At 68.3% G+C, this 25,329-nt stretch carries 26 protein-coding genes and 1 pseudogene; 10 read left to right on the top strand and 17 right to left on the bottom strand.

The features are described from left to right. Positions 1-15: 15 nt before the first annotated feature. From ACVOMH_RS03305 to prmA, 6 genes are all read right to left on the bottom strand, one after another. Complete coding sequence (locus ACVOMH_RS03305) at positions 16-426, bottom strand: hypothetical protein (protein WP_145974300.1); 411 nt, start codon at positions 424-426, stop codon at positions 16-18. Beyond that, the gene (locus ACVOMH_RS03300) at positions 426-1,229 is read right to left on the bottom strand and encodes a hypothetical protein (protein WP_481551039.1); all 804 of its coding nucleotides are present in this window, start codon (positions 1,227-1,229) and stop codon (positions 426-428) included. The genes ACVOMH_RS03305 and ACVOMH_RS03300 overlap by 1 nt, the downstream gene beginning before the upstream one ends. A gap of 35 nt (positions 1,230-1,264) precedes the next feature. Further along, on the bottom strand, positions 1,265-2,848 hold the full coding sequence (gene purH, locus ACVOMH_RS03295) for a bifunctional phosphoribosylaminoimidazolecarboxamide formyltransferase/IMP cyclohydrolase (RefSeq protein WP_481551038.1): 1,584 nt from the start codon (positions 2,846-2,848) through the stop codon (positions 1,265-1,267). Between the two features lie 117 nt (positions 2,849-2,965). Next, positions 2,966-3,238 (bottom strand): DNA-binding transcriptional regulator Fis, encoded by a 273-nt coding sequence (gene fis, locus ACVOMH_RS03290; protein ID WP_054661077.1) that lies wholly within the window; start codon positions 3,236-3,238, stop codon positions 2,966-2,968. Between the two features lie 96 nt (positions 3,239-3,334). Continuing rightward, positions 3,335-4,120 carry a DUF3426 domain-containing protein gene (locus ACVOMH_RS03285; RefSeq protein ID WP_481551037.1) on the bottom strand — a complete coding sequence of 262 codons (786 nt, stop codon included), beginning with the start codon at positions 4,118-4,120 and terminating at the stop codon, positions 3,335-3,337. 29 nt (positions 4,121-4,149) lie between these two features. Further along, complete coding sequence (gene prmA / locus ACVOMH_RS03280) at positions 4,150-5,064, bottom strand: 50S ribosomal protein L11 methyltransferase (RefSeq protein WP_481551036.1); 915 nt, start codon at positions 5,062-5,064, stop codon at positions 4,150-4,152. A gap of 148 nt (positions 5,065-5,212) precedes the next feature. Between prmA and ACVOMH_RS03275 the strand changes: the two genes are divergently transcribed. Together ACVOMH_RS03275 and ACVOMH_RS03270 are read left to right on the top strand one after the other, a co-directional pair. After that, positions 5,213-6,175, top strand: a complete 963-nt coding sequence (locus tag ACVOMH_RS03275; protein ID WP_481551035.1) for a hypothetical protein — start codon at positions 5,213-5,215, stop codon at positions 6,173-6,175. Next, positions 6,172-6,546, top strand: coding sequence for a hypothetical protein (locus ACVOMH_RS03270; RefSeq protein WP_054660428.1), 375 nt, complete (start codon positions 6,172-6,174; stop codon positions 6,544-6,546). The genes ACVOMH_RS03275 and ACVOMH_RS03270 overlap by 4 nt, the downstream gene beginning before the upstream one ends. Positions 6,547-6,613: 67 nt before the next feature. On the opposite strand, the gene accC is transcribed toward ACVOMH_RS03270, so the two are convergent. The 6 genes from accC to cutA form a co-directional block, all read right to left on the bottom strand. Beyond that, positions 6,614-7,981: an acetyl-CoA carboxylase biotin carboxylase subunit gene (gene accC, locus ACVOMH_RS03265; protein WP_054660431.1), complete on the bottom strand. Its 1,368-nt coding sequence runs from the start codon at positions 7,979-7,981 to the stop codon at positions 6,614-6,616. Positions 7,982-7,991: 10 nt separating this feature from the next. Next, on the bottom strand, positions 7,992-8,465 hold the full coding sequence (gene accB, locus ACVOMH_RS03260; protein WP_057505770.1) for an acetyl-CoA carboxylase biotin carboxyl carrier protein: 474 nt from the start codon (positions 8,463-8,465) through the stop codon (positions 7,992-7,994). 66 nt (positions 8,466-8,531) lie between these two features. Continuing rightward, positions 8,532-8,966: a type II 3-dehydroquinate dehydratase gene (aroQ, locus tag ACVOMH_RS03255; protein ID WP_481551034.1), complete on the bottom strand. Its 435-nt coding sequence runs from the start codon at positions 8,964-8,966 to the stop codon at positions 8,532-8,534. A gap of 257 nt (positions 8,967-9,223) precedes the next feature. Next, entirely contained in the window at positions 9,224-9,790 is a 567-nt protein-coding gene (locus ACVOMH_RS03250; RefSeq protein ID WP_481551033.1) for a TlpA disulfide reductase family protein, read from the bottom strand. A 1-nt stretch (position 9,791) separates the two neighbouring features. Beyond that, entirely contained in the window at positions 9,792-12,134 is a 2,343-nt protein-coding gene (locus ACVOMH_RS03245) for a protein-disulfide reductase DsbD family protein (RefSeq protein WP_481551032.1), read from the bottom strand. A gap of 3 nt (positions 12,135-12,137) precedes the next feature. Beyond that, positions 12,138-12,461 (bottom strand): divalent-cation tolerance protein CutA, encoded by a 324-nt coding sequence (gene cutA / locus ACVOMH_RS03240; protein WP_054658667.1) that lies wholly within the window; start codon positions 12,459-12,461, stop codon positions 12,138-12,140. Positions 12,462-12,696: 235 nt separating this feature from the next. Between cutA and ACVOMH_RS03235 the strand changes: the two are divergent. The 3 genes and pseudogenes from ACVOMH_RS03235 to groL form a co-directional block, all read left to right on the top strand. After that, positions 12,697-12,777: pseudogene (locus ACVOMH_RS03235) on the top strand (pilin); the annotation flags it as partial. 347 nt (positions 12,778-13,124) lie between these two features. Beyond that, on the top strand, positions 13,125-13,412 hold the full coding sequence (locus ACVOMH_RS03230) for a co-chaperone GroES (protein ID WP_481522690.1): 288 nt from the start codon (positions 13,125-13,127) through the stop codon (positions 13,410-13,412). Between the two features lie 59 nt (positions 13,413-13,471). Then, positions 13,472-15,118 carry a chaperonin GroEL gene (gene groL, locus ACVOMH_RS03225; protein ID WP_057505767.1) on the top strand — a complete coding sequence of 549 codons (1,647 nt, stop codon included), beginning with the start codon at positions 13,472-13,474 and terminating at the stop codon, positions 15,116-15,118. Between the two features lie 90 nt (positions 15,119-15,208). Here groL and trxC read toward each other — a convergent pair whose 3' ends face one another. After that, the gene (gene trxC, locus ACVOMH_RS03220) at positions 15,209-15,661 is read right to left on the bottom strand and encodes a thioredoxin TrxC (RefSeq protein ID WP_481551031.1); all 453 of its coding nucleotides are present in this window, start codon (positions 15,659-15,661) and stop codon (positions 15,209-15,211) included. A 369-nt stretch (positions 15,662-16,030) separates the two neighbouring features. Here trxC and ACVOMH_RS03215 point away from each other — a divergent pair, with 369 nt between their 5' ends. The 4 genes from ACVOMH_RS03215 to ACVOMH_RS03200 all read left to right on the top strand — a co-directional run bounded on the left by ACVOMH_RS03215 (position 16,031) and on the right by ACVOMH_RS03200 (position 18,446). Next, positions 16,031-17,104 (top strand): 3-deoxy-7-phosphoheptulonate synthase, encoded by a 1,074-nt coding sequence (locus ACVOMH_RS03215; RefSeq protein WP_481522691.1) that lies wholly within the window; start codon positions 16,031-16,033, stop codon positions 17,102-17,104. Between the two features lie 152 nt (positions 17,105-17,256). Beyond that, on the top strand, positions 17,257-17,703 hold the full coding sequence (locus ACVOMH_RS03210; protein WP_481522692.1) for a hypothetical protein: 447 nt from the start codon (positions 17,257-17,259) through the stop codon (positions 17,701-17,703). Positions 17,704-17,721: 18 nt separating this feature from the next. Beyond that, complete coding sequence (locus ACVOMH_RS03205; RefSeq protein ID WP_054658675.1) at positions 17,722-17,982, top strand: GIY-YIG nuclease family protein; 261 nt, start codon at positions 17,722-17,724, stop codon at positions 17,980-17,982. Positions 17,983-18,107: 125 nt separating this feature from the next. After that, complete coding sequence (locus ACVOMH_RS03200; protein ID WP_057505765.1) at positions 18,108-18,446, top strand: YegP family protein; 339 nt, start codon at positions 18,108-18,110, stop codon at positions 18,444-18,446. 78 nt (positions 18,447-18,524) lie between these two features. On the opposite strand, the gene ACVOMH_RS03195 is transcribed toward ACVOMH_RS03200, so the two are convergent. Beyond that, positions 18,525-20,039, bottom strand: a complete 1,515-nt coding sequence (locus ACVOMH_RS03195; protein ID WP_057505764.1) for an acetyl-CoA hydrolase/transferase family protein — start codon at positions 20,037-20,039, stop codon at positions 18,525-18,527. Between the two features lie 281 nt (positions 20,040-20,320). On the opposite strand from ACVOMH_RS03195, the gene glnE reads away from it, so the two are divergent. After that, a complete protein-coding gene (glnE, locus tag ACVOMH_RS03190) occupies positions 20,321-23,146 on the top strand; it encodes a bifunctional [glutamate--ammonia ligase]-adenylyl-L-tyrosine phosphorylase/[glutamate--ammonia-ligase] adenylyltransferase (protein ID WP_481551030.1) in 2,826 nt (941 codons plus the stop codon). Between the two features lie 40 nt (positions 23,147-23,186). Here glnE and ACVOMH_RS03185 read toward each other — a convergent pair whose 3' ends face one another. The 3 genes from ACVOMH_RS03185 to ACVOMH_RS03175 all read right to left on the bottom strand — a co-directional run bounded on the left by ACVOMH_RS03185 (position 23,187) and on the right by ACVOMH_RS03175 (position 25,300). Beyond that, the gene (locus ACVOMH_RS03185; RefSeq protein ID WP_481551029.1) at positions 23,187-23,756 is read right to left on the bottom strand and encodes a queuosine precursor transporter; all 570 of its coding nucleotides are present in this window, start codon (positions 23,754-23,756) and stop codon (positions 23,187-23,189) included. A gap of 164 nt (positions 23,757-23,920) precedes the next feature. After that, positions 23,921-24,439 carry a hypothetical protein gene (locus tag ACVOMH_RS03180; RefSeq protein WP_481551028.1) on the bottom strand — a complete coding sequence of 173 codons (519 nt, stop codon included), beginning with the start codon at positions 24,437-24,439 and terminating at the stop codon, positions 23,921-23,923. 15 nt (positions 24,440-24,454) lie between these two features. Next, on the bottom strand, positions 24,455-25,300 hold the full coding sequence (locus ACVOMH_RS03175) for a DUF2145 domain-containing protein (RefSeq protein WP_481551027.1): 846 nt from the start codon (positions 25,298-25,300) through the stop codon (positions 24,455-24,457). Positions 25,301-25,329 lie beyond the last annotated feature (29 nt).

Genomic DNA, 25,329 nt, shown 5'->3' with positions numbered 1-25,329 from the left:
GTTCCTGTGGGGCATTCAAGGGGAAGGGCAGTCGGAAGCGCTCAGGGCGACTTCGAAAAACACCGCGCCGTTGGCATCGACGAAGCGGCGCCGCACACCGCCACCGGCCGCGTAGACCGGAGCCAACGCCGGTTCCTGGCACAGCTCGGCGATGGCCTCGGCTTCATCGCGGCGCAGCGCGGCGAACAGGTCGGGCTTGGCTTTGGCCATGGCCACGGTGGCCTCGGGAAAACGGATCATCAGCACCAGGTCATCGCCATGGCGGTGCACCGAATCGATCACCAGGCCATCGCGATAGGGCGCGGGCAGTTCCGTGCCCAGCGTGGCGATGGCCGCGCGCTGGGCCCCGGTGAGCTGGTCGCTGCCACAGCCGGGCAACAGGGCGCTGCCGGCAACGGCAGCCAGAAGCAGAACGGTCTTGCGCATCAGCGGCATTCCTCGCGTTGCAGGTCGGCCGGGATCAGGTAGCGCGCCTGTGCCGGATCGTAGGTGACGGTATGGGTCCGGTTGGTCCGGCCGTGGCAGTCGCGCCCGCTTTCGGTCACCCGCAGCGGCCAGTAGGGCACGTCGGGCTGGCTGTCGTCGGGCCGGATATCCAGATCCAGCGCCAGCGTGCCGGGCGCGCAATGGCCGGCGGCGTTGCATTCGATGGCGTTGTGGTTGTCCCAGTGCACACGCAGCCAGCCGGCGTCCGCGAGCCTGTCGCCGCCATCGAACAGCAGCCAGGCGCGGTGTCGCGTTCTGGAGCCGACGGCCACCAGCTCGTCGTCGATCTGGTAGGCCCACGCTCCGGCGCCCACCTGCACCGTGCTGATGCTGCCCGGCTGTCCGTCGGCGCCACTGGCGCGCCCGGGCAACTCGGCGGCAAGGCGCATGCTGCCGTCGGCAGCCTGCTGCAGCACGATGAAATCGGTGGTGCCCAGCTCGATCGAGGTGGCGTTGGCATAGCCGGTGCAGACGGCCAGCATGCGGTAGCGGTTGCCGCCGAGGGTGATGCCGTGGTCGGCGCACAGCGCGCGCTGGACCGGGCGGGCGCTGCCGGTGCCAGGATCCTCCAGCTGCTGCGCCCATTGCCCGGTCAGCTGTGCCGGCGCGCCGTAGCGCTCCTGCAGCAGCGCCCGTACCGCGTCATCGTGGCGCAGTACCGGCTTTTCCGCCCCGGCGCCGGCGGCCGGCGGCGTGTCCTGCCGGCAGGCCGCCAGCAGGACCACGGCGGCCAGGGAAATCAAGCGTGGAAACATCCCCATGGCCATCGGTGCGCGGCTCAGTGACGGAAATGACGCACGCCGGTGAACACCATGGCGATGCCATGTTCGTCGGCGGCGGCGATCACTTCGGCATCGCGCATCGAACCGCCCGGCTGGATCACCGCGGTGATGCCGGCTTCGGCGGCGGCGTCCAGGCCGTCGCGGAACGGGAAGAACGCATCGGAGGCCATCACCGACCCCGGCACCACCAGACCGGCGTCGGCGGCCTTGATGCCGGCGATGCGCGCCGAATAGACGCGGCTCATCTGGCCGGCGCCCACGCCAATCGTGCGCTCGTCCTTGGCGTAGACGATCGCGTTGGACTTGACGTACTTGGCCACGCGCCAGGCGAACAGCAGGTCGCGCGTTTCAGCGGCAGTCGGCGCGCGCCGGGTGACGGTCTTCAGTTCGTCGGCGCTCATGCCGCGGTTGTCGGCGCTTTGCACCAGCAGGCCCGAACCGATGCGCTTGGTGTCGTAGTTGTTGCGGGCATCACCGGCCGGAATGCGCAGCACGCGCACGTTGGCCTTCTTGGTGGCGTAGTCCAGCGCGGCCGGCTCGTAGTCCGGGGCGATCAGCACTTCGACGAACTGGCGGTCGAGGATGGCCTTGGCGGTGGCCGCGTCCAGCGTCCGGTTGAAGGCCAGGATGCCGCCGAACGCGCTGGTCGGGTCGGTGTTGTAGGCCATCTCGTAGGCGGCGCCGACATCGGCCGCCACAGCCACGCCGCACGGGTTGGCGTGCTTGACGATGACGCAGGCCGGCACGTCGAACTGGCGCACGCATTCCCATGCGGCATCGGCATCGGCCAGGTTGTTGTAGCTCAGTTCCTTGCCCTGCAGCTGCACGAAGGTGGCCAGGGTGCCCGGCACCGGGTACAGGTCGCGGTAGAACACGCCGCTCTGGTGCGGGTTCTCGCCGTAGCGCAGGTCCATGACCTTGATGAAAGAGGAATTCATCTGCGCCGGATATTCGTTGCGCACCGGCACCGCGGCGCCGGTGTCGGTCACCGCCGACAGGTAGTTGCTGATCGCCGCGTCGTACTGGGCGACGCGGTTGAACGCGGCCACCGACAGTTCGAAACGCTTGGCCGCCGACAGCTGGCCATCATTGGCCTCCAGTTCCGCCAGCAGCGCGGGGTACTGGTCCGGGCTGGTGGCCACGGCGACGCGGGCGAAATTCTTGGCCGCACTGCGCAGCATCGCCGGGCCGCCAATGTCGATGTTCTCCACCGCGTCGGCCAGGGTGCAGTCGGCCTTGGCGGTGACCGCTTCGAACGGGTACAGGTTCAGCACCAGCAGGTCGATCGGGGCGATGCCGTGCTGCGCCATCACCGCGTCATCGGTACCGGCACGGCCGAGCAGGCCGCCGTGCACCATCGGGTGCAGGGTCTTGACCCGACCGTCCATCATTTCCGGGAAGCCGGTGACATCGGACACGTCCTTGACCGGCAGGCCGGCCTCGCGGATCGCCTTGGCGGTGCCGCCGGTGGACAGCAGTTCGACGTTGCGGGCGGCCAGGGCGCGGGCCAGTTCGAGCAGACCGGTTTTGTCGGAAACAGACAGCAGGGCCCGGCGGACGGGCAGCAAATCGGAGGACATGGGGCGTGGGGATCAGCGGAGCGGGCCGATATTGTAGGCCGAGGCGCTGGTTGCGTGCGGGCCGCGCCCTGCGTGCGGCAGCCCGGCGCCGTATCCGCCCAGGCCCGCCGGGCGGGATCAGGCCAGCCCGTATTCCTTGAGTTTCTTGCGCAAGGTGGCGCGGTGGATGCCCAGCATCGACGCCGCACGGCTCTGGTTGCCCTCGCAGTGGTTGAGGATTTCCACGAACAGCGGGATCTCCATCTCGCGAAGCACGATCTCGTAGACATCGTCGGCGTCGCAGCCGTCAAGATCGCGCAGGTAGCGCCGCACGGACTGGGCAACGTGTTCGCGAAGCGGCGGCTTCGGAGCGCCGCGACTGGTGTCAGGACGTGGAGGGGCAGCGTTCAAGGGAGTTCCCGGATTCAGCAGAGGCGGGCGCGCGGCCCGTCGTGAGGGGAGGGAGTCTAGCGCGTGGGCCGGCGCGCTGCCACGCCGGTGCCGCGGTTACTGGAATTCGAAGTTGAACGCGACCGTGGCCGCGGCCGGTTCGCGCAGCCGGAAGGAGACCTGCGCGCTTTGCCCCGGCTCCAGCCGCGCCTGGGGATCGGCGCCCTTGCCGAGGTAGTCGGCCGGCAGCAGCGTGCGGCGGCCGATCACCCGGCCATCGGCGTCGGACAGCGACAGCCGCAGCGCCGGCCAGGCCTGCGCCCAGCGGGCATCGTTGCGGAAGCTGGCCTGCACCTGCAGCGCACCGGGCTGGCCGGGCACCGGGCGGATATCGCGGCTGAGCATGGCGAAGGCGGCCGGCTCATGCCAGGCCGGCAGCGCGCAGCGCAGCAGCGTGCAGATGCCGCTGATCAGCGGACGGGTACTGGCGCTGGCGGCGAGCGTGGCGCGGTCGGCGATGAGGATCTGCAGCAGCAACACCAGCGCCAGTGCGCCCAGCAGGCCCCACTGCCAGCGCGGGGTGGGGCGGGCAGTGCCGGGCGTGGCGGCAGCACGCAGGAAACTGGGTGCCTCGACTCCCGCTGGCTCCGGCAAGGCCGCCTCCACGGCATCCTCAAACGGAACGACAGCCGGGTCGCTCTCCGGCCGCGGCGTCAGCACGGCGGTGCTGGCCGCACCGGTCACCGTCGGGTCCTCCCCGGGCTGCCCGTCCGCCGGCGAGGTTTCGACCAGGCAGGCGCCGGCCGGTGCGTCACCGGCGTCGTCGATGGCCGCCGTGCGGTCGGTGGCGGCGTGCAGGAAGGTGGCCAACGGCCGACGAGGCGGAGTGGTTTCTTCGGTCATGGGTGGCAAGGCCGGCGCATGGGCCTCATTCAAGCACGGCGCACGCCGGTGATGCGCATCCAGTCGCCATCGCGCACGGCTTCGAGCTGGTCGAACCATGCCGCATAACGCTGCAGCAGCTCGTCTTCCTGACCATGCAGGATGCCCGACAGGGCGATGCGGCCGCCGGGGGCCACGCGCGTGGCCAGCAGTTCGGCCAGCGCGTCCAGCGCCGAGGCCAGGATATTGGCTACCACGATCGGGTAGGTCCGCACCGGCTCGTCCTCGGGCAGGTAGGCGGCGATCTGCATGCCGTTGCGCTCGCCATTGTCGGCGGTGGCGATCAGTGCCTGCGGGTCGTTGTCCACGCCGGTGGCACTGCCGGCGCCCAGCTTGAGCGCGGCCAGCGCGAGGATGCCCGAGCCGCAGCCGAAATCGAGCACGGCCTGGCCGGCCAGCAGGCCGTCGGTCGAAAGCTGGTCCAGCCAGCGCAGGCACAGCGCGGTGGTCGGGTGGGTGCCCGAGCCGAACGCCAAGCCCGGGTCCAGCCGCACCACGGCCGCATCGGTGGCCTGCGCGTCTTCGGGCAGTTCATGGTTCCACGGCACGATCCAGGTGCGCGCACCAAAGCGCATCGGCTGGAACTGGTCCAGCCAGGCGCGCTCCCAGTCCTCGTCCTGGACCGCGCGGAAACTGACCGAACTCCAGTCCAGCCCGGCATCGAAGGCTTCCAGCGCGGCCAGCAGCGCCAGCGCATTGGTGTCGGCCGGGAACAGCGCCGTCAGTACCAGTTCGTTCCACAGCGGGGTCTCGCCCACGCCCGGTTCCAGGATCGCCCGCTCGTTGCTGGTGTCGGCGTCGGCATCGAGCATGGTCACCGCCAGCGCGCCGACGTCCTCGAGTGCATTTTCGTAGCGGGGCTGGGTGGCTTCGGTGCAGCGCAGGGTGATTTCGAGAAATGGCATGGGCGAGGGACAGCGACAGCGGGACAGACCGCGCATCCTAGACGAGGCGGCGCCCGATTGCGCGTTTTCCGCCCGCCGATTCAGCCGTTCCGGCGTTGTGGTTGCTAGACTTCGTATCCTTCTGCCGCAGCGGTCTTCGCCGGTTTCCATGCTTTCCAGCCTGTCCAGAAAACCCTGGTACCTGTTGGTGCTGCCGGCGGCCGCGCTGCTGGCGGTGCTGGGCTATCGCAGCGGGCTGGCACAGAGCGGTGCCGGGGCCGAGCAGGCTGTCGCCGGGCAGGTCGAGGCGGCGCTGGTGGCGAACGCCGCCTCGCCGCGCCCGACCCGCCCACCGCCGGTGCTGCGTGAGCGTTCCACCGCGATCGGGCCTGGCCTGCCGGTGGATATGCGCGGTGCGCTGGAGGATGGCGGCAATCTGTTCGACTACGCCCGTCAGCTGCGGCTTGCCGCGGCGGCCGGCGATGCCGAAGCGGCGTGGGTCGTCAGCCGGATCTATGACTATTGCGGCCTGTATGCGCTGGACCCGCAAAGTTATGCCCTGGACAGCGCGATGCTGGCCGGGCTGGGGCTGGATGACGCCCCGGGCCTGATCGCCGCGCGGCAGCGGGTAAGCCAGCGCTGTAGCGGTTTCACCGCTGCCGACCAGCTTGGCCGGCCGCTGCTGCTGCAGCAGCGGCGTCAGGCGGCCAGGGCCGGCAATCTGGCCGCCGAGGCCGCGCTGCTGGCGATGGGCGAGCCGTTGCACAAGGAGGCGGACTACCGGCGCGGGCTGGTGGAGCGGGTCCAGCAGTCGCAGGATCCGGAAGCGTTTCTGGCGATTTCACCGGCGATGGGCGTCATGGCCGCCGGTGATGATGCGTTGAGCGGGCTGGTGGCGGGCAGCCAGTTCACGCAACTGGCGTGGCAGGTGGCGGCGTGTCGTCTCGGCTTGGCGTGCGGGCCCGACAGCGTCCTGATGAACAGCTATTGCGCCAACGGCGGAATCTGTTCGCGGGACCCGGGGCAGGACTTCGAGTCTTTCGTGTTTGATGCCGCGGTACCGCGGCAAGGTGTTGAGAAAATGAACGAATTGGTCAGTTACCTGCGCAAGGCGCGGGGAGGTGCGCGATGAATTACCGTCGTTTTCTGCGCGGTGCCAAGTTCTGGATCTGGGTCGTCCTGTTCGTGGCCTACTCGGCCGGCGCGGTCGGGGTGCTGCTGATAGACACCTATGAAAGCCGCTACCGGAACCTGTCCCAGGTCAAGCTGACCTCGGTGAAGGCCGACGCCGACGCCCGTCGTGCCGGCGCCAGCCAGGCGGCGGCGGTCTACCGCGCGCAGAGCGGCACGCCGTTTTCGACCTTGCCGGCCGGCAGCACCTTCCAGATCGTATGGCCCGACGGCTCGACCGAAACGGTGATGATTGTCGATCCGACCTCGCCGCTGGGCGTGGAGCCGGTCAAGGGCAGTGCGATCACCGCCGCCGATACCGGCGCGCAGTAGCCGGCAGCGGATCGCAGGCAAAGAAAAAGGCGGGTTGCCCCGCCTTTTCCCTGTCGCCATGCGCTGATCAGGTCAGCGCGATGGACTGGTTCTTGCGCTCGGCCAGCCGCTTTTCCAGGTAGTGGATGTTCTGTCCGCCGGCCTGGAAGCCCTTGTCGCGCATGATGCGCTGCTGCAGGGCCACGTTGGTCTTGATCCCGTCCACCACCATTTCGCTCAGTGCCACCCGCATGCGGGCGATGGCGGTGTCGCGGTCCGGGCCGTGCACGATCAGCTTGCCGATCATCGAGTCATAGTTGGCCGGCACGCGGTAGCCGCCGTAGATGTGCGTGTCCACGCGCACGCCCGGGCCGCCCGGCGGGTAGAAACCGGTGATGGTGCCGGGGCACGGGAAGAAGGTTTCCGGGTCCTCGGCGTTGATCCGGCACTCGATGGCGTGGCCATTGATCTGGATGTCGCTCTGCTTGATCGACAGCTTGTGGCCGGCGGCGATCTTCAGCTGCTCGGCGACCAGATCGATCCCGGTGATCATCTCCGTCACCGGATGCTCCACCTGGATGCGGGTGTTCATCTCGATGAAGTAGAAGCGGCCGTTCTCGAACAGGAATTCGAAGGTGCCGGCGCCGCGGTAGCCGATGCGGATGCAGGCTTCCACGCAGACCTTGCCGATCTCCGCACGCAGTTCCGGGGTGATGCCCGGCGCCGGCGCTTCTTCCACCACCTTCTGGTGGCGGCGCTGCATCGAGCAGTCGCGTTCGCCCAGATGGATGGCGTTGCCCTGGCCGTCGGCCAGCACCTGGATCTCCACATGACGCGGGTTTTCCAGGAACTTCTCCATATAGACCATGTCGTTGCCGAACGCGGCCTTGGCTTCCTGCTTGGTGGTGGCGATGGCGTTGACCAGCGCGCCCTCGGTATGGACCACGCGCATGCCGCGGCCACCGCCGCCGCCGGCCGCCTTGACGATGACCGGATAGCCGATCTCGCGGGCGATCTTGACGTTGGTGGCCGGGTCTTCGCCCAGCGGGCCGCCCGAACCGGGCACGCACGGCACGCCGGCGGCCTTCATCGCGCGGATGGCTTCGACCTTGTCGCCCATCAGGCGGATGGTGTCCGCCCTGGGACCGATGAAGATGAAGCCGGACTCTTCCACGCGTTCGGCGAAGTTGGCGTTCTCGGAGAGAAAGCCGTAGCCGGGATGGATGGCCTGGGCGTCGGTGACCTCGGCCGCGGCGATGATCGCCGGGATGTTGAGGTAGCTGTCCGTGGACGGGGCCGGGCCGATGCAGACCGACTCGTCGGCCATGGCCACGTGCTTGAGGTTGCGGTCAACGGTGGAATGCACCGCGACCGTGCGGATGCCCAGGGTGTGGCAGGCGCGCAGGATACGCAGCGCGATCTCACCCCGGTTGGCGATAACGACCTTGTCGAGCATGGCCGGCGCCTCAGGCGATCACGAACAGCGGCTGGTCGAACTCGACCGGCTGGCCGTTCTCACCCAGGATCGCCACGACCGTACCGGCGACTTCGGCTTCGATCGGGTTGAACATCTTCATCGCCTCGATGATGGCCAGGGTCTCGCCGGCCTTGACCTGCTGGCCGACGCTGACGAAGGCCGGCTTGTCCGGCGAGGACGAGGCATAGAAGGTGCCGACCATCGGCGCGCGCTGCACGTGGCCATCCGGCAGGGCGTTGCCCGGCTTGGCGGTACCGCCGGTGGAGGCCTCGGTCGGGCCGCTCATCGGCATGGCGGCGGCCGGTGCCGGGGCGGCGTAGACCGGAGCCGGCGCCGGGGCGGCATAGCCGGCCACCGGGGTGCGCGACAGGCGCACGGACTCTTCGCCTTCCTTGATCTCGATCTCGGCCAGATTCGACTCTTCCAGCAGGTCGATCAGTTTCTTGATTTTGCGCAGGTCCATTGAATGCCTCGTTGGGTGGTGTTCGAAACCGTGGGCGTCAGGCGCCACGCGGTTCCGTGGAAAGGGTCAGAGCCGCTGCAGGGCGGCGTCCATGGCGTAGCGGTAGCTGTCGGCGCCAAAGCCGCAGATCACCCCCACCGCCTTGTCGCTCAGATAGCTGTGGTGGCGGAATGGCTCGCGGCTGTGCGGGTTGGACAGGTGGATCTCGATAAAAGGTATCGCCACGGCGGCCAGCGCATCGCGCAGCGCCACCGAGGTGTGGGTGAAGGCGGCCGGATTGATCAGGATGAAGGCGGTACCGTCGGTACGGGCGGCCTGCACCCGGTCCACCAGCACATGTTCGGCATTGGACTGCAGGTGCTCGGTCGCATGCCCGGCCTGCTGCGCCTGCGCCATCAGCGCGGCGTCGATCTGGGCCAGCGTCGCGCTGCCGTAGACCTCGGGTTCGCGCGTACCCAGCAGATTCAGGTTGGGGCCGTGAAGGACCAGCAGTTTTGCCATGGGCCGCAGGGTTGGCAGGAAAGGGCGGCAGTGTGAGGGAAGCTGGCGATGCTGTCCAGTTCGACGAAATTAGCTTCGTTTTAATCGTTTGTTTGAATTTTTCTGGTGGCCATGCCGTGGTACTCCCAGCAGACGCTGCGGCAGGTACGGGGCAGGTACGTGGCAGAGTGCAGGCGCCAACGGCGCGATCACCTGGATCACGAATCTGCCGGAAGTCGGCCTGTTCGCCGACGATCGCCGCCAGGCGGCCCCATCGCTCAGGGCAGCTGTGCCCAGCGCTCGATCTCGCCGGCTTTGAACGGGCCGAGTTTCTGCCTGACGATGCGCCCCTGCGCATCGACCAGCACGCTGTAAGGCAGCAGCCCTCGGGTGTTGCCAAGCCTGACGCTGGCGTCGGCCGGTCCCGGCGTGTCGAGCACGATCGGGTAGTACACCGGCACATTGCCCAGGAAGTCGAGCACGGCCTCGGGGCTGTCCAGGGCCAGGCCGAGCACCTGCGGGCCATTGTCGGCATGTTGGGCGGCAAAGCGTGCCAGTTCCGGCATTTCCTCGATGCACGGTGCGCACCAGCTGGCCCAGACGTTGATCAGCAGGGGGCGACCCAGGAACCGCCCGGGCAGCGGGGTGGGCATGCCGTCCAGGTCCGGCAGCGTCAGTGCCGGCATCGCGTCGCCGGGGACGGCGGCGTACACCGCCGGCGGTGCTGCCGGCAAGGGCGGTGGCGACGGAAGGGGATCGGTCCCGGGGCTGGTCAGCCACAGCCCGGCGCCGGTACCGGCCGCGGCGGCCAGGGCGATGACCACGGGCCAGGCCGGCCGGCGCATCTCAGCGGGCCGCCCGCAGCAGCGCGTCTTCGACGACGGCCTGGGTCAGTACGGTGGGCAGCACCCGCGGCGGCGCGCCCGGGCCGTAGACCACGTACAGCGGTACGCCCACGGCTTTGTGCTGCTCGAGGAAGGCGCTGATCTGCGGGTCGACATTGGTCCAGTCGCCGCGCATATACACCGCATCCAGGCGCTTGAGGGTGTCGCGGAAGGCGTCACGGTCCAGTACGTTGCGCTCGTTGGCCTTGCAGGTCACGCACCAGTCGGCGGTCATGTTGACCAGCACCACGCGGTTGTCGGCGCGCAGGCGGTCGAGCATTTCCGGCGAATACGCCACGGCGCCTTCGCTGGTGGCCTGCGCCGCCGGCGGAGCGAGACGGGTCACGGCCCAGACCGGAGCCAGCGCGGCCAGTGCGATCAGCGCGCCCAGTGCCATGCCCGCGTGGCGGCTGTGCCAGCGGCTGCGCTCGAACCACCACAGACCCAGCGCCAGCAATGTCGCACCCGCCAGCAACAGCGCCACCGCGTCGATGCCGCGCTGCTTGCCCAGCACCCACAGCAGCCAGATCGCGGTGAAATACATCGGGAAGGCCAGCACCTGCTTGAAGGTTTCCATCCATGCCCCGGGCTTGGGCAGGCGCCTTGCCAGGCGCGGGACGAAGCCGATCAGCAGGAACGGCAGTGCCAGTCCCAGGCCCAGGGCCAGGAACACCAGCATCGCCAGCAGCGGCGGGGCGGTGAAGGCATAGGCCAGTGCCGGGCCCATGAACGGGGCGATGCACGGACTGGCCACCACGCAGGCCAGTACACCGGTGAAGAAATCACCGGCCGCCCCGCTGCGGTGTGCCAGCGACTGGCCGACGCCGCCGAGGCGGCCGCCAAGCGTGAACACGCCCGACAGGCTCAGGCCGACCGCGAACATCAGATAGACGAGGGTGGCGATGAACCACGGATGCTGCAGCTGGAAGCCCCAGCCCGCCGCCTGGCCGGCTGCCCGCAGCGCCAGCACCAGCGCACCGATCGCGCTGAAGGCGACCAGCACCCCGAGCGTGTACCAGAGGGCATGACGGCGCGCGTGCAGGCGGCTTTCGCCACTCTGCGCCAGCCCCAGCACCTTCAGCGACAGTACCGGCAGCACGCAGGGCATCAGATTCAGGACCAGGCCCCCGAGCAGCGCCAGCGCCAGGATCCCCAGCAGCGCCGGGCGTGCGGTGGTGCCCGGTGGCTGGCTGCGCAGGCTGTTGTCGGCCGAGGCGTCCAGTGAAAGGGCGCCGGTACCCGGGTCGGCATTGGGGCGCATCACCAGCGGCTGCGGTGCGCCGGCTTCTGCCTGCTGCGGTGGCGTGGGGTCGAGGGCCGCGGCCGGCGCGGCCTTCTGTCCGCTGGGCAGCGGTGGGATCACCAGCGGTGCGACGACCGCCTCCTCGCGGGGCGAGACCCTGCCGGCCGGTAGCGACAGGCGCACGCGCCGGGTCATCGGCGGATAGCAGATGCCATCGGTCTGGCAGCCCTGGAAAGTGGCCACCAGGGTGGCGCTGGTGGCCTCGGCGCGCTCGCGGCGTAGAGGTACCGGCACCTCGACCTGGTCGAAATAGACCACGACATTGCCGAAGTGCTCGTCGCGGTAGGGCTGGCCGGCCGGCCATTGCGGCTTGCCGGTGCGGATACCCGCAGCGCCTTCCAGCGCCAGCGAGGTGCGGTCGCGATACAGGTAATAGCCGGGCGCCGGCGAGAAGCGCAGCAGCAGGCGGTTGCCGTCATCGACGATGGCTTCAAAGCCGAAGGCCTGCTCCGACGGCAGCGGCAGCTCCTGTGCCGCCGCCGCGCCGGGCAGCTTCAGGCCCCCGGTGTTGCGCGCCAGCGGGTTGAACAGGGGCGCGCCGGACCCGGCAGTGGCGGTGGATGCGGCGGCGCCGGGCAGTTTCACCTCGATGCTGCGTTTCTGCGGCGGATAGCACACCCCGGCATCGGCGCAGCCCTGGTAGCGCACTTCCAGAGTCACGCTGTCCGCGCCGGACTCGGCCGTGCCCGGCAGGGTGGCCCGCAGCTGCCGGTGGTAGGTCTCCACATCACCGAAGAACTGGTCGTGCTTCTTCTCGCCGGCCGGCATCTGCAAGGCGCCGGCGGTAAAGCCGGGACCGGACTTGACGCTGGTGCGGTGGCGGTAGAGGTAGTAGCCCGGGGCGATGTCCCAGCGCAGCTCGATCCGCTCGCGGCTGCCGGCCTCGGCCTTCAGGACGAAGGCCTGGTCGACCGGCAGCAGGTCCTTTTCATCCAGGGCCAGGGCGGGCAGGGCGCACAGGGACAGCAGGCACAGCGCGGTCAAACGTTGGAACAACATCATCGATCAGGTTTCCTCCCGGGTCTGGGCCCGGATCCAGTCCAGATACGCCGGCAGGCCGGCGTCCGGGGAGACCACCAGGATCTCCGGCAATTCATAGGGGTGCTGCTGGACGATAGCAGCGGACAGGGCGTCCAGCCGCTCGGCGCAGGTCTTGATCAGCAGCTGCACCTCCTGCGCCTGCTCGATCTGTCCCTGCCAGCGGTACACAGACTGCATCGGCGGCAACAAGTTCACGCAGGCGGCCAGCCGCTGCTCCACCAGGTGACGGGCCAGCGATTGCGCAGTCACAGTGTCCGGGCAGGTGCAAAAGACCAGTCTTACGTCCATGCGGGCATTGTCGCAGAAGCGTCGCCCACACTTTCAAAGAGGAGTTCCAATACCGTTGTCACCGCTTGCATGTTGCGGCAAGTCACAGTTGTTATAGGCGTGTTTCACCTGCGATGAAAGGCCGGATCACTGGCGACTGGCGCCGTTGGGTGACGTATGCACCGCTGGCTGGCACGCAACAGGAGGCGGCTTCCTGGAACGACCCACCGCACGGGGATTCACGCTGATCGAGTTGATGATGGTGGTGGCGATCCTTGCCATCCTCGCGGCCATCGCGCTGCCGGCCCATCCGAACCCTGTACTGCGCAGCAAAATCCGCAGGGCGCAAAGTGCCAGGGGCAGTGCGTCCTGCCATCTGCTGTGATGCAGTGTCGCCGGCGGGCGTAACCCACGGTTCGGTCCACGGGTCCCGCTCCCCCTGATATTCAAGAAGCAGTGCAGCCCTGCGGCCGGGCGGCAATTTCTCTCTTGCTATGGCGTGGCCCGCTTGTCCCCCGGGCCGCGCCATTTTTTTCTTGCAGCCCTTGAAAGCCTCCGGGCGGGCCCCATCTCGCAGTCATGCCCGTTCGACGGGCGTTTTTACGCGTGGCACCTATATCGCCGGCAAAGCGGTCGGGTTCCGCCGAAGTTTTCAGGCCAATCAATAACTTAAGAGGTCTTTTCATGAGCATCAAGCCGCTTCACGACCGCGTTGTGGTCAAGCCGATCGAAGCCGAGGAAGTTTCCGCCGGCGGCATCCTGATCCCGGATTCGGCCAAGGAAAAGTCCACCAAGGGTGAAGTCGTGGCCGTGGGCCCGGGCAAGCCGCTGGACAACGGTTCGGTGCGTGCGCCGGCGCTGAAGGTCGGCGACAAGGTCATCTACGGCCAGTATGCCGGTTCGACCTACAAGGCCGACGGCGTCGAGTACAAGGTGCTGCGCGAAGACGACATCCTCGCCATCGTCGGCTGAGCGCGTCTTCCCACCTGATCCACCCCCAGACACTCTTACATTTACTGAGGTAACAGCACATGGCTGCCAAGGATATCCGTTTCGGTGAAGACGCCCGTTCGCGCATGGTGCGCGGCGTCAACACGCTCGCCAATGCCGTCAAGGCCACCCTGGGCCCGAAGGGCCGCAATGTCGTGCTCGAAAAGAGCTTCGGCGCCCCGACCATCACCAAGGACGGTGTGTCCGTGGCCAAGGAAATCGAACTGGCTGACAAGTTCGAGAACATGGGCGCGCAGATGGTGAAGGAAGTCGCTTCCCGCACCAACGACGATGCCGGTGACGGCACCACCACCGCCACCGTGCTGGCCCAGGCCCTGATCCGTGAAGGCGCCAAGGCCGTGGCCGCCGGCATGAACCCGATGGACCTCAAGCGCGGTATCGACAAGGCCGTGGTGGCCGCTGTCGCCGAGCTGAAGAACATCTCCAAGCCGACCGCTGACGACAAGGCCATCGCCCAGGTCGGCACCATCTCGGCCAACTCGGACGAGTCGATCGGCAACATCATCGCCGAAGCGATGAAGAAGGTCGGCAAGGAAGGCGTGATCACCGTCGAGGAAGGCTCGGGTCTGGAGAACGAGCTGGACGTGGTGGAAGGCATGCAGTTCGACCGCGGCTACCTGTCGCCGTACTTCATCAACAACCAGCAGGCGCAGACCGCCGACCTGGACGATCCGTTCGTGCTGCTGCACGACAAGAAGATCTCCAACGTGCGTGACCTGCTGCCGGTGCTGGAAGGCGTCGCCAAGGCCGGCAAGCCGCTGCTGATCATCGCCGAAGACATCGAAGGCGAAGCGCTGGCCACCCTGGTGGTCAACACTATCCGCGGCATCGTCAAGGTCGTGGCCGTCAAGGCCCCGGGCTTCGGCGACCGTCGCAAGGCGATGCTGGAAGACATGGCCGTGCTGACCGGCGGCACCGTGATCTCCGAGGAAGTGGGCCTGTCGCTGGACAAGGCCACGATCAAGGACCTGGGCCGCGCCAAGAAGGTGCAGGTCTCCAAGGAGAACACCACGATCATCGACGGCGCCGGCGATGTCGCCGCCATCGAGGCCCGTGTTGGCCAGATCAAGACCCAGATCGAGGACACCTCCTCCGATTACGACCGCGAGAAGCTGCAGGAACGCGTGGCCAAGCTGGCCGGCGGCGTGGCCGTGATCAAGGTCGGTGCCTCGACCGAAATCGAAATGAAGGAAAAGAAGGACCGCGTCGATGACGCCCTGCACGCGACCCGTGCGGCGGTGGAAGAAGGTGTGGTCCCGGGCGGCGGTGTGGCGCTGGTGCGTGCGGTTGCCGCGCTGGCCGGTCTGAAGGGCAACAACGAAGACCAGAACCACGGCATCCAGATCGCGCTGCGTGCGATGGAAGCCCCGCTGCGCGAAATCGTCGCCAACGCCGGTGAAGAGCCGTCCGTGATCGTCAACAAGGTCAAGGAAGGCAAGGGCAACTTCGGTTACAACGCCGCCAACGGCGAGTTTGGCGACATGATCGAGTTCGGCATCCTGGATCCGACCAAGGTGACCCGTTCGGCCCTGCAGAACGCCGCGTCGATCGCCGGCCTGATGATCACCACCGAAGCGATGGTGGCCGAGGCGCCGAAGAAGGACGAGCCGGCCATGGGTGCCGGTGGCATGGGCGGCATGGGTGGCATGGGCGGTATGGACTTCTAAGTCCGCCGCGGCCTCACCGCTGCTGATGTACGCAAAACCCCGCCGCGAGGCGGGGTTTTGTTTTGTCTGCGCTGTGCGGTTGCCGCCGCGTCAGCCACGCAGCTGCGCGCTGGCCCATTGCACGATGCTGCTGGCGGGCATCGCGCCGGACTGGCGTGCGATCTCGTGACCGCCCTGGATCAACACCATGGTCGGGATGCTGCGGATGCCGAAGCGGGAGGCGATCGCCGGTTCGGCCTCGGTATCGACTTTGCCCAGGCGCATGCGTGGTTCCAGCTGCGCGGCCGCCTTGGCGAACTCCGGCGCCATCTGCCGGCACGGGCCGCACCAGCCCGCCCAGAAATCCACCAGCAGCGGAATCTGCGAGCGGCTGGCATGGGCCTCGAACGCGGCGCTGTTCAACGCCAGCGGCGTGGCGGTGAACAGCGGCCGGTGGCATCGCCCGCAGGCCGGTGCCTGTCCCAGGCGCGCGCCGGGGACGCGGTTGATGGCATGGCAGTGCGGGCAGGCGATCTGCAGCAATCCGGTGGTGTCGTTGTTCATCGCAGCGGTCAGGAACGCGGTGAGCGGCGGTGCAGTATGCCGCCGTTGCGGTGAACTTCTTATCGCTGCTGCTTTATGAAGATAGATCCTGCGGGGAAGAACACGATGGTGCCGGACCCAAGGTGTCCGTTGCCCCTGAAACTGTCGCATCGCACAAAAAACCGTGTTATCAATGCTCCCCATGAACGCAGCCCGCGCCAGCTTTTACTTCTGGTATTACTTTCCCAAGCCGCTGGCGGAGGAAGGACTGCGCTCACCCTGAAGAAACTTTCAGATGCATTCCCGAAAAGCCGCCAGCGAACCTGGCGGCTTTTTTCATGCCGCCACGCTGGGGCAGAACCATTCACTCGTTTTGAACTGGAGACCCCCATGCCCCCCCACACCGACGATCTTCGCATCCGCAAACTTGAACCGCTGACCTCGCCGGCGCAGCTGCTGGCGTTGTTGCCCTGTGATGAACAGGCCTCGCAGACCGTGGCCGATGCCCGCGCCGCGCTGCACCGCATCCTGCACGGCCAGGACGACCGGCTCGCGGTGGTGGTGGGCCCCTGCTCGATCCACGATCCGGTGGCGGCGATGGAATACGCCCAGCGCCTGCGTCCGCTGCGCGATGCGCTCAGCGGTGAACTCGAGATCGTCATGCGCGTGTACTTCGAAAAGCCGCGTACCACGGTGGGCTGGAAGGGCCTGATCAACGATCCGGACCTGGATGGCAGCTTCAACATCAACAAGGGTCTGCGCGTGGCGCGCGGCCTGCTGCGTGACATCAACCGCCTTGGCCTGCCGGCCGGCGTGGAGTTTTTGGACGTGATCTCGCCGCAGTACATCGCCGATCTGGTGGCGTGGGGCGCGATCGGCGCGCGCACCACCGAAAGCCAGGTGCACCGCGAGCTGGCCTCGGGGCTGTCGTGCCCGGTGGGTTTCAAGAACGGCACCACCGGTGATGTGAAGATCGCTGCCGATGCGGTCGGCGCGGCCTCGCACCCGCACCACTTCCTGTCGGTGACCAAGGAAGGCGGCACCGCCATCGTCGCCACCCAGGGCAACCCGGACTGCCATGTGATCCTGCGCGGCGGCAAGGCCCCGAACTACGACGCCGCCAGTGTGCAGGCCGCCAGCGACGTGCTGGCCAAGTCGCAGCTGCCGGCGCGGTTGATGATCGATGCCAGCCATGCCAACAGCAGCAAGAAGCCGGAGAACCAGCCCAAGGTGATCGATGACGTCGCGATGCAGGTGGAAGCGGGCGAGCAGCGCATCGTCGGGGTGATGATCGAGAGCCATCTGGTGGCCGGCCGCCAGGAGCTGATCGAAGGCCAGCCGCTGGTCTATGGGCAGAGCATCACCGATGGCTGCATCGACTGGGACAGCACCGTGCAGGTGCTGGAGCGTCTGGCCGAGGCGGTGCGTGCGCGTCGCCGCGTGCAGCTGGAGGCGGCGGCCTGAGCCTTGTGTGACGTCCCTACTGGTGCACGGGAGCCTGCCGCAGTAGTTTACGCAGCCGGAGGCGCGAGGCCTCCGGTCTGCTGTGGCGACGGGGCAATCCACCTCCCCCGGCAGGAAGCCGATCAGTTCACCGTTCCAGGGAGAAGGAAGTAATGCGTACCCGTATGTGCAGTGTGGCGTTGGCAATGGCGCTGGTTCCGGCGATGGCGGTGGCCGCCAGGAAGCCGGTCGAGGATTCGGGCAGTGGTTGCCTGCAGAACCTGTCGGTGACCGGCGGTTTCAGCTCCGGCAAGCAGTTCCTGGCCTCGACCGACCACGAAGGCCTGGGCTATGCGGAAGTCTTCGCCAAGACGGTGGCCGCGATCGAGGCCGAAGGCATGGTCGGCATCTACCCGAACGAGCGCACCGGCTATATCGCCGCGGAAAATCCGGTCACCGGCGGGGGCGGCGCCACCGTGCCACTGCGCACCACCGTGCGCCGCCAGGACGATGGCAGCGTGCGCGTGGAAGTGCGATTCAGCACCAAGGGCGGGCAGATGACCTCCAACAAGGCTGTGGGCGCGGGCATGTGCAAGATCGCCGACGCCGCCAGCCTGTGATGTAGGCCTGCAACGCCTGTGCGCACCGCCAGCTGGTTCCTGTATCTGCTCGAATGCCGTGACGGCAGCTACTACGCGGGTATCAGCACCGATGTGGAGGCGCGCTTCCAGGCGCACCGCGCCGGCAAGGGCGCGCGTTACACCCGCGCGCATCCACCGCTGCGGATCCTGGCCAGCCGCCCCTATGCCGACCGCTCCGCCGCCTCGCGCGCGGAATGGCAGATCAAACAGTTGCCGCGCGAGCGCAAGCTGGCCTGGCTGGAGCGGCAGGAGGATTGAGGTAGAGTCGGCTGCGCGGTGGCGGTGGCTGATCGCCGCCGCGTCCGGTTGTCCGGACCTTCCGCCCTGCCTGCGGCAGCGCGGGGGCCGCGAGCCGGCCTCATCCTCAACGCGGGGGAATTGCGATGGCAGGTTGGTACGAGTTGGACAAGAGCAGTGACGGCCAGTTCTATTTCGTGCTCAAGGCGGGCAACGCCGAGGTGATCCTCACCAGCGAGCGCTACAGCACGCGGACCGCGGCCGAGAACGGTATCGCCTCGGTGCAGCACAACAGCCCCGATGAGGCGCGCTACGAGCGCAAGACCGCCAGCGACGGGCGCTACCACTTCAATCTCAAGGCCGCCAATCACCAGGTGATCGGCAGCAGTCAGCTGTATGCCTCGCAGGCGGCACGCGAAGCGGGCATCACCAGCGTCAAGGGCAATGGCCCCAGCACTACCATCAAGGACAGAACGGCGGTCTGAGCGCGATCTGCGGTCTTTGCCAGAAACGAAAAGCCCGGCGTTGTGCCGGGCTTTTTTGTTGAAGCGCGCTGAAAGGACTCAGCCCTTCATGCTGCCGGTGTCGAGCCAGCGCTGGTGCCAGGACAAGGCTTCGGGCAGCAGGTGCGGAGTGTGCTTGCCGTAGCTGTCGCGGCTGGCGCGGTCGAAATAATCGTTGAGCTGGTCGCGGAAATCCGGATGCGCGCAGTTGTCGATCAACACGCGGGCGCGCTTGCGCGGGGTCAGGCCGCGCAGGTCGGCCAAGCCCTGTTCGGTGACGATGATCGACACGTCGTGCTCGGTGTGGTCGACGTGACTGGCCATCGGCACGATCGCCGAGATGGTGCCGTTCTTGGCGGTGGACGGGCTCAGGAACGTGGACAGGAAGCCGTTGCGGGCGAAGTCGCCGGAGCCGCCGATGCCGTTCATGATGCGGCTGCCCATCACGTGGGTGGAATTCACGTTGCCGTAGATGTCCACCTCGATCATGCCGTTCATGCCGATGCAGCCCAGGCGGCGCACCAGTTCCGGATGGTTGGAGATCTCCTGCGTGCGCATGATGATGCGCTGGCGGTAGAAATCGATGTTGCGCTTGAACTCCTCGTTGGCTTCCGGGCTCAGCGCGAAGCCGGTGCACGAGGCGTAACTGAGCACACCGGACTTGAGCAGGTCGAGCATGCCGTCCTGGATCACCTCGGTGAAGGCGGCCAAGTCGCGGAAACCGCTCTTGGCCAGCCCGGCCAGCACCGCGTTGGGGATGTTGCCCACGCCGGACTGCAGCGGCAGCAGGTTGGCCGGCAACCGGCCCTGCTTGACCTCGTGCTTGAGGAAGTCGATCAGGTGCGCGGCGATCATCTCGCTGGTGGCATCGATCGGGCTGAACGGACTGTTGCGGTCCGGGCCGTGGGTACGCACCACCGCGACGATCTTGTCCGGATCGCAGTGCAGCGAGGTGTCGCCGATGCGGTCGTTGGCGCTGACCAGCGGGATCGGCTTGCGGTGCGGCGGCAGCGCGGTGCCGTAGTAGATGTCGTGCATGCCATCGACGCCGGCCGGCTGCCAGTCGTTGACCTCGATGATCACCTTCTTGGCCAGGTCCAGCCAGGTCTTGTTGTTGCCGACCGAGGTGGAGGGCACCAGCGAGCCGTCCTCGCGGATCGCCGAGACCTCGATCACCGCGGTGTCGATCTCGCCATAGAAGCCGAACCAGACATGCTGGGCGACGTGGCTGAGGTGGATGTCGATGTAGTCGAGCTTGCCTTCGTTGATGCGCGTGCGGGCATCGGGATCGCTCTGGAACGGCATGCGCATGGCGATGCCGTCGGCCTTGGCCAGCGCGCCATCCAGCTCCGGTGCGGTCGAGGCGCCGGTCAGCAGCTTGATCTGGAACGGCAGGCCGTCGGCATGCACCTGTTCGATGCGCTTGGCCAGCGCCAGCGGCACGGCCTTGGGATAGCCGGAGCCGGTGAAACCGCTCATGGCAACAGTTTCGCCCGGCTGGATCAGGGCGGCAGCGGCTTCGGCAGAAACCACGCGGTCACGCAGACGCGCGTCGAGAATACGTTCGACAGACATGACGACAAGTTTTCGTAGGGGACACGGGATTATCGCGGATCGGACGCGGGGATGTTGTCCGACCTTGGTGGGATGGCGCGGGCCGCCGGAATGCTTCTGTACTGCCGGGTATTGTTTTGCACTGCAGCGTGCAAGTTGCTTCCGATCCCCGCAGGATCGCCCTGCATCCCGACGTGGGGGAGGGAGCAAGGCCCGCTGGCAGTTCGCTGCCAGCGGGCTTTTTTATTGTCTTTTCGCGGCAGATCGCGACCGCAGGTGGCAGCGGATGCCAGAATTGGCGCATGAGTCCAATCGCCCCCGCGCTGCCTGAATCCGTCCTTCCGGTCGTCGACCGCGCCCTGGCCCGCCTGCGGCTGGCCGTCCCTGATCCGTCGCATTGGCCGCCCTCGGCCGCCTTCGACGCCGGCCTGCGACAGCTGGCGGTGGCCAGCGATTTCGCCATCGACACCCTGTGCCGGCAGCCGGAACTGCTGCGCTGGCTGGCCGACGGCGCCGCTGTGCCGCTGCCGCCACCGGTGCTGGACCCGCTGCAGTCCAGCGCCTGGCCGACCCGGCTGCGCCGCTACCGCGCAGCGGTTTCCACCGCCCTGGTCTGGCGCGATCTGCTCGGTCTGGACGAGGTGGAGGCGACGCTGGCCGGTGCCACCGCGCTGGCCGAGGACTGCCTGCAGCTGGCACTGGCCGCGCTGGAGCAGGAGTTCGCCCAGCGGCATGGCGTGGTCCGTGCCGCCGATGGCAGTGTGCAGCGGCTGGTGGTGTTCGGGCTGGGCAAGCTCGGTGGCGGCGAGCTGAATTTCTCCTCCGATATCGATCTGGTCTATGCCTACCCGGAAGGAGGCGAGTCCGATGGCGCCCGCCCGCTGGCGGCCGAGGAGTATTTCGCCCGGCTCGGCCAGCGGTTGGCACGGCTGCTGGATGAAACCACCGCCGAAGGCTTCTGCCATCGCGTCGACCTGCGCCTGCGCCCGTTCGGCAGCGCCGGACGGGTGGCGTTGTCATTTGCCGCGATGGACCAGTATTTCCAGCGCGAGGGTCGCGACTGGGAGCGCTATGCGTGGATCAAGGCGCGCGCGGTGGCCGGCGATATCGCCGCCGGCGAGGTGTGGCTGCAGACGCTGCGGCCGTTCGTCTATCGCCGCTATCTGGATTTCACCGCGCTCGACGGCCTGCGCGAGATGAAGGCCGCGATCACCGCCGAGGTCGCGCGCAAGGACCGGCTGGACGACATCAAGCGCGGCCCGGGCGGCATTCGCGAGATCGAGTTCCTGGCCCAGGCGCTGCAGCTGATCCGCGGCGGCCGCGAAGCGGCACTGCGCGAGCGGCGCCTGCTGCCAGCCCTGCGCGCGCTGGTCGAGGCCGGGCAGATGGCGGCCGGCGATGGCGAGGACCTGATCGACGCCTACCGCTTCCTGCGGCGGCTGGAGAACCGCCTGCAGATGCTGCGCGACGCGCAGACCCACGCGCTGCCGGTCGATCCGCTGGACCGCGAACGCATCGCGCTGGGCCTGGGCTATGCCGGTTGGGAGGCGCTGCTGCGCGATCTGGACGGACAGCGGCAGCGGGTAGCCACCGAGTTCGACGCGCTGCTGGCGCCGCGCCAGGGCCAGGCTGCGCCCGATGCGCTGGCCAGCTACTGGCGGGTGCTGCCCGGCGGCGGCAGTGCCGAGGTGTTGGCCGACGCCGGCTTCGCCGATGCCACCGGCGCGGACCAGTCCTTGCGCGAATTCGCCCAGTCGCTGGGGGTGAAGTCGCTGTCCGACGCGGCGCGGGCGCGGCTGGACCGGGTGCTGCCGGCGCTGCTGCACGCCGCCACCCGCTCGCCGCAGCCCGATGCCGCGCTGCGCCGCGTGCTCGGCCTGCTGCAGGCGATCCTGCGCCGCACCAGCTATCTGGCGCTGCTGGACGAGCAGCCCAGCGCGCTGGAACGGCTGGTCAACGTGCTGGCGCGCAGCGCGCTGCTGTCCGAGCGTCTGGTCGGTTTCCCGCTGCTGCTGGACGAGCTGCTCGATACCCGCGTGGCCGGGCCGATGCCGCAGCTGCAGGACATGCACGACGCCTGCGCGCAGGCGCTGACCCTCGACGATCCGGAAGCGGCGCTGCGCATGCTCAACGAGGTGCGGCTGGCGTTGAGCTTCCGCATGGCGCTGGCCTTCCACGATGGCCGCCAGCCGGCGGTGGACTGCACCCGGCAGCTGGCGCAGCTGGCCGACGCGGTGGTGGTGACGGTGCTGGAAATGGCCCGCGCCGATCTGGTCGCCACGCATGGCGAAGTGCCCGGCGGGCGCTTTGCGATCATCGGTTACGGCAGCCTCGGCGGGCTGGAGCTGGGCTTCGGCTCGGATCTGGATCTGGTGTTCCTGTACGACCACCCGGCCGGGGTGGATGCCAGTGATGGCGGCCGGCCGCTGGAAAGCGGGCGCTGGTTCGCGCGGCTGGCGCAGAAGGTGATGGCGCTGCTGGCCGCGGTCACCGCCGCCGGCCGCCTGTACGACATCGATGTACGGCTGCGCCCGGATGGCGGCAAGGGCGCGCTGGTGTCCTCGCTGGCCAGCTACACCGACTACCAGCGCGAGCGCGCCTGGACCTGGGAGCACCAGGCGCTGGTGCGCGCCCGCGCGATCGCCGGCGAGCCCTCGCTGCTGGCCGATTTCGAACAGGTGCGTGCGGCCACACTGGGCCGGGTGCGCGACCACGACACGCTGTTTGCCGATGTGCTGAAGATGCGCGCGCGCATGCGCACCGAACTGGACCGCAGTGACGCGGCGCGGATGGATCTGAAGCAGGGCGCCGGCGGGCTGGTGGATCTGGAGTTCGTGCTGCAGACCGGGGTGCTGGCGCAGGCGGCGGGCCATCCGGCGCTGTGCGAGCCGCGCGAGACCCCGTTCCTGATCGCGGCACTGGCCGCGGCCGGCTGGCTGCCCGGCACTACCGCGGTGGCGCTGCACGACGCCCATGCCACGTTGCTCGATGCCGGGCTGCGCTGCACGCTGGACCGGCGGCCGCGCATCACCGCGCCCACCCCGGAAATCGAGGCGGCGTGCGCGGCGATCACCGCCGCGGCCATCGCCCAGGGCTTGCCGTTCGAACCGGGCAAAGCGGCGCTGTAGGTCTCACACCCTGGCCCGGTGGTGCTGCCGGGCGGTCGGCTCAGCGGGTGCCGGGCTGGCCGCGCAGCGGCGCCATCTTCCACAGCAGGGCGCGGAACGGGGCCAGCAGGCACACGCCGATGGCCAGCTTCACCGCCAGGTCACCGGCCGCCCAGCTCACCCACGGCAGCTGCGAGCCGGCGAAGGCGATCGACCAGAAGATCGCCGTATCCACCGTGGCACTGCAGGTGGTGGCCACCATCGGCGCCCGCCACCAGTTGCCGGCGCGCAGCCGGTCGAACACGGTGATGTCCAGCAGCTGGGCGACGATGAACGCCGAGCACGAGGCCACCGCGATGCGCGGCGTGGCGATCCAGATCGACAGCAGCACCGCCACCGCGAACCCGGCCCACGCCACGCGGCGCGCGGCGCGCGGGCCGAAGCGGCGGTTGATCAGGTTGCTGACCAGGAACGCCACCGGATAGCTGAACGCGCCCCAGGTCAGCCAGTCATTGATCGGGTATTGCACCAGCACGTTCGAGCCCAGCACGACGATGCCCATTGCCAGCACAGCCAGCAGCATCGAGGGGAGGGTGAGCGGGGCGAAGCGGATCGATGGAGTCGGGGACATGGCGGACAGCAGGCGGCAACGCCGCAAGGCGCCGCGGAACAGGACAAGGAAGCGCGGCCGCGCCGGAGCCGGCGGGCGCAAGGGCCGGTCATTGTACCGGTCCGGCCTTTACCGGCCTTCACCGGCGCCCGGTGGGGCGGCGGCGGGGCCGGTTGTGCGGAGGCTTACAGCGTCGTGGTACGGCTGTCCCCGGCCGCCTCGATGGTCGGCACGAAGGTCAGTACCGCGCCGTCCTCGGCGCGCAGCATCCAGCCCGCGCCCTGCGGACTCGGGGTGAAGGCCACGGTCTGGCCGGGCACGAAGTTGGCCGCCGGGTTGTCCTGCCGCTGCGGCCATTGCAGAAGTGCGGTGTTTTCCGGATTGGCCGGGTCTTGCAGGGAAACGCTGCGGCCACCGTCGGCGGTCCGGGCGATGTCCTTCACCTGCATGTCCGGCAGCGGCCCGGCGCTGGTCCGGCGCTTGCCCTTGTGCGGCTTGCTGGAGGCCTTGGACAGGTCGGCCACGCTGCGCACGCCGGTGACCGACAGGTACAACGGCCCGGACACCACCATCATCGCGCTCACGCCGGTGATCAGCACCGAGGCCTGCGAGCCGGTCATGTCGTCGCCGGCCTGAGCCGGAGATGCGGGAAGCGCTAGGGCCAGAGCGCAGGTCAGGACGGTAGCGGCAAGCAGGGATTTCATGGGGTTCTCCTGGGGTTACGGGGAAGAAGATGCAGCCGGTGCAGCGATGCGCTGGTGGGCGATGCTCAGCTCACGCTCCAGCGCGCCGCGTTTGTGCAGGAAATCGAACACCGATTCCACCGTCACCACCGAATAGTTGCCGGAAACGCGTTCGCTGGCCGGATGATCGGTGACGGCCACGTTGTCGGCGAACAGGCGCGCCCCCAGCCGTTTGCCCAGACCGATATGCAGACGCGAGGGCCTGAAGTCCTTGCGCTTGAGCCAGGCCAGTGCGGCGTCTCGGTTGCCCAGCGTGCGGCCGTCTTCGACCTGCGCCATCGCCGCGGCGGTCACTTCCAGAATCCACTGGTTGGAGTTCTGGTAGTCGCTGCCGCCGGGCCAGGCCAGCATGCTGTAGCGCGGCTGGTGCAGGGCGCGGGCCGCTGCGGCTTCGCCGGCCAGCAGCTGCCTGAGCGCGGCCTGCACGGCCGGCGTGGGAATGCCCACGCGCAGGTCGGTGCTGATCGCGCTTTCACCGAGCAGATTGACCAGCCCTTCGCGGTACAGGTCCGACGAGCCGGATTTGCAGCGGTTGAGCAGGTGCAGCACATCCCAGCTCCCGGCTTCGTTGCGGACCAGAAACGCCAGATGGCTGTGGCGCAGGCCGTACCTGCGCAGGTCCTGGCCGCCGCGCGCGGCGATGGCCACCTCCACCCCGGGCAGCGCATCGAGGGTGTCGGCGGTGATGGCGGCCATGTCGAACATCGCCGCGATCGTGGTCGGCGGCGGGTAGCGCGGGGTGCAGGTCGGCGGCTGTGCGTTCGCCACCGGGGCCAGCGTGGCGATACCCAGCGCCAGCACTAGGGCAAAACGGCGGTTCATCGGTATGCATCCTTGCAGGCAAACTGTAA

Source organism: Stenotrophomonas sp. STEN013 (assembly GCF_056760355.1).
Note: the sequence above shows the minus strand (reverse complement) of the source record. Positions and strands in the feature narration are given on the sequence as shown.

Excerpts from the sequence above, each read along its gene's own strand:
- ACVOMH_RS03275 (WP_481551035.1), top strand. The coding sequence starts at position 5,213 with ATGCTTTCCAGCCTGTCCAGAAAACCCTGGTACCTGTTGGTGCTGCCG.
- ACVOMH_RS03185 (WP_481551029.1), bottom strand. The coding sequence starts at position 23,756 with ATGTCCCCGACTCCATCGATCCGCTTCGCCCCGCTCACCCTCCCCTCG.
- prmA (WP_481551036.1), bottom strand. The coding sequence starts at position 5,064 with ATGCCATTTCTCGAAATCACCCTGCGCTGCACCGAAGCCACCCAGCCC.
- groL (WP_057505767.1), top strand. The coding sequence starts at position 13,472 with ATGGCTGCCAAGGATATCCGTTTCGGTGAAGACGCCCGTTCGCGCATG.
- ACVOMH_RS03195 (WP_057505764.1), bottom strand. The coding sequence starts at position 20,039 with ATGTCTGTCGAACGTATTCTCGACGCGCGTCTGCGTGACCGCGTGGTT.
- ACVOMH_RS03180 (WP_481551028.1), bottom strand. The coding sequence starts at position 24,439 with ATGAAATCCCTGCTTGCCGCTACCGTCCTGACCTGCGCTCTGGCCCTA.
- trxC (WP_481551031.1), bottom strand. The coding sequence starts at position 15,661 with ATGAACAACGACACCACCGGATTGCTGCAGATCGCCTGCCCGCACTGC.
- ACVOMH_RS03270 (WP_054660428.1), top strand. The coding sequence starts at position 6,172 with ATGAATTACCGTCGTTTTCTGCGCGGTGCCAAGTTCTGGATCTGGGTC.
- cutA (WP_054658667.1), bottom strand. The coding sequence starts at position 12,461 with ATGGACGTAAGACTGGTCTTTTGCACCTGCCCGGACACTGTGACTGCG.
- ACVOMH_RS03175 (WP_481551027.1), bottom strand. The coding sequence starts at position 25,300 with ATGAACCGCCGTTTTGCCCTAGTGCTGGCGCTGGGTATCGCCACGCTG.
- accB (WP_057505770.1), bottom strand. The coding sequence starts at position 8,465 with ATGGACCTGCGCAAAATCAAGAAACTGATCGACCTGCTGGAAGAGTCG.
- ACVOMH_RS03245 (WP_481551032.1), bottom strand. The coding sequence starts at position 12,134 with ATGATGTTGTTCCAACGTTTGACCGCGCTGTGCCTGCTGTCCCTGTGC.
- accC (WP_054660431.1), bottom strand. The coding sequence starts at position 7,981 with ATGCTCGACAAGGTCGTTATCGCCAACCGGGGTGAGATCGCGCTGCGT.
- ACVOMH_RS03200 (WP_057505765.1), top strand. The coding sequence starts at position 18,108 with ATGGCAGGTTGGTACGAGTTGGACAAGAGCAGTGACGGCCAGTTCTAT.
- ACVOMH_RS03285 (WP_481551037.1), bottom strand. The coding sequence starts at position 4,120 with ATGACCGAAGAAACCACTCCGCCTCGTCGGCCGTTGGCCACCTTCCTG.
- ACVOMH_RS03250 (WP_481551033.1), bottom strand. The coding sequence starts at position 9,790 with ATGCGCCGGCCGGCCTGGCCCGTGGTCATCGCCCTGGCCGCCGCGGCC.
- glnE (WP_481551030.1), top strand. The coding sequence starts at position 20,321 with ATGAGTCCAATCGCCCCCGCGCTGCCTGAATCCGTCCTTCCGGTCGTC.
- ACVOMH_RS03210 (WP_481522692.1), top strand. The coding sequence starts at position 17,257 with ATGCGTACCCGTATGTGCAGTGTGGCGTTGGCAATGGCGCTGGTTCCG.
- ACVOMH_RS03230 (WP_481522690.1), top strand. The coding sequence starts at position 13,125 with ATGAGCATCAAGCCGCTTCACGACCGCGTTGTGGTCAAGCCGATCGAA.
- ACVOMH_RS03215 (WP_481522691.1), top strand. The coding sequence starts at position 16,031 with ATGCCCCCCCACACCGACGATCTTCGCATCCGCAAACTTGAACCGCTG.
- purH (WP_481551038.1), bottom strand. The coding sequence starts at position 2,848 with ATGTCCTCCGATTTGCTGCCCGTCCGCCGGGCCCTGCTGTCTGTTTCC.
- aroQ (WP_481551034.1), bottom strand. The coding sequence starts at position 8,966 with ATGGCAAAACTGCTGGTCCTTCACGGCCCCAACCTGAATCTGCTGGGT.
- ACVOMH_RS03305 (WP_145974300.1), bottom strand. The coding sequence starts at position 426 with ATGCGCAAGACCGTTCTGCTTCTGGCTGCCGTTGCCGGCAGCGCCCTG.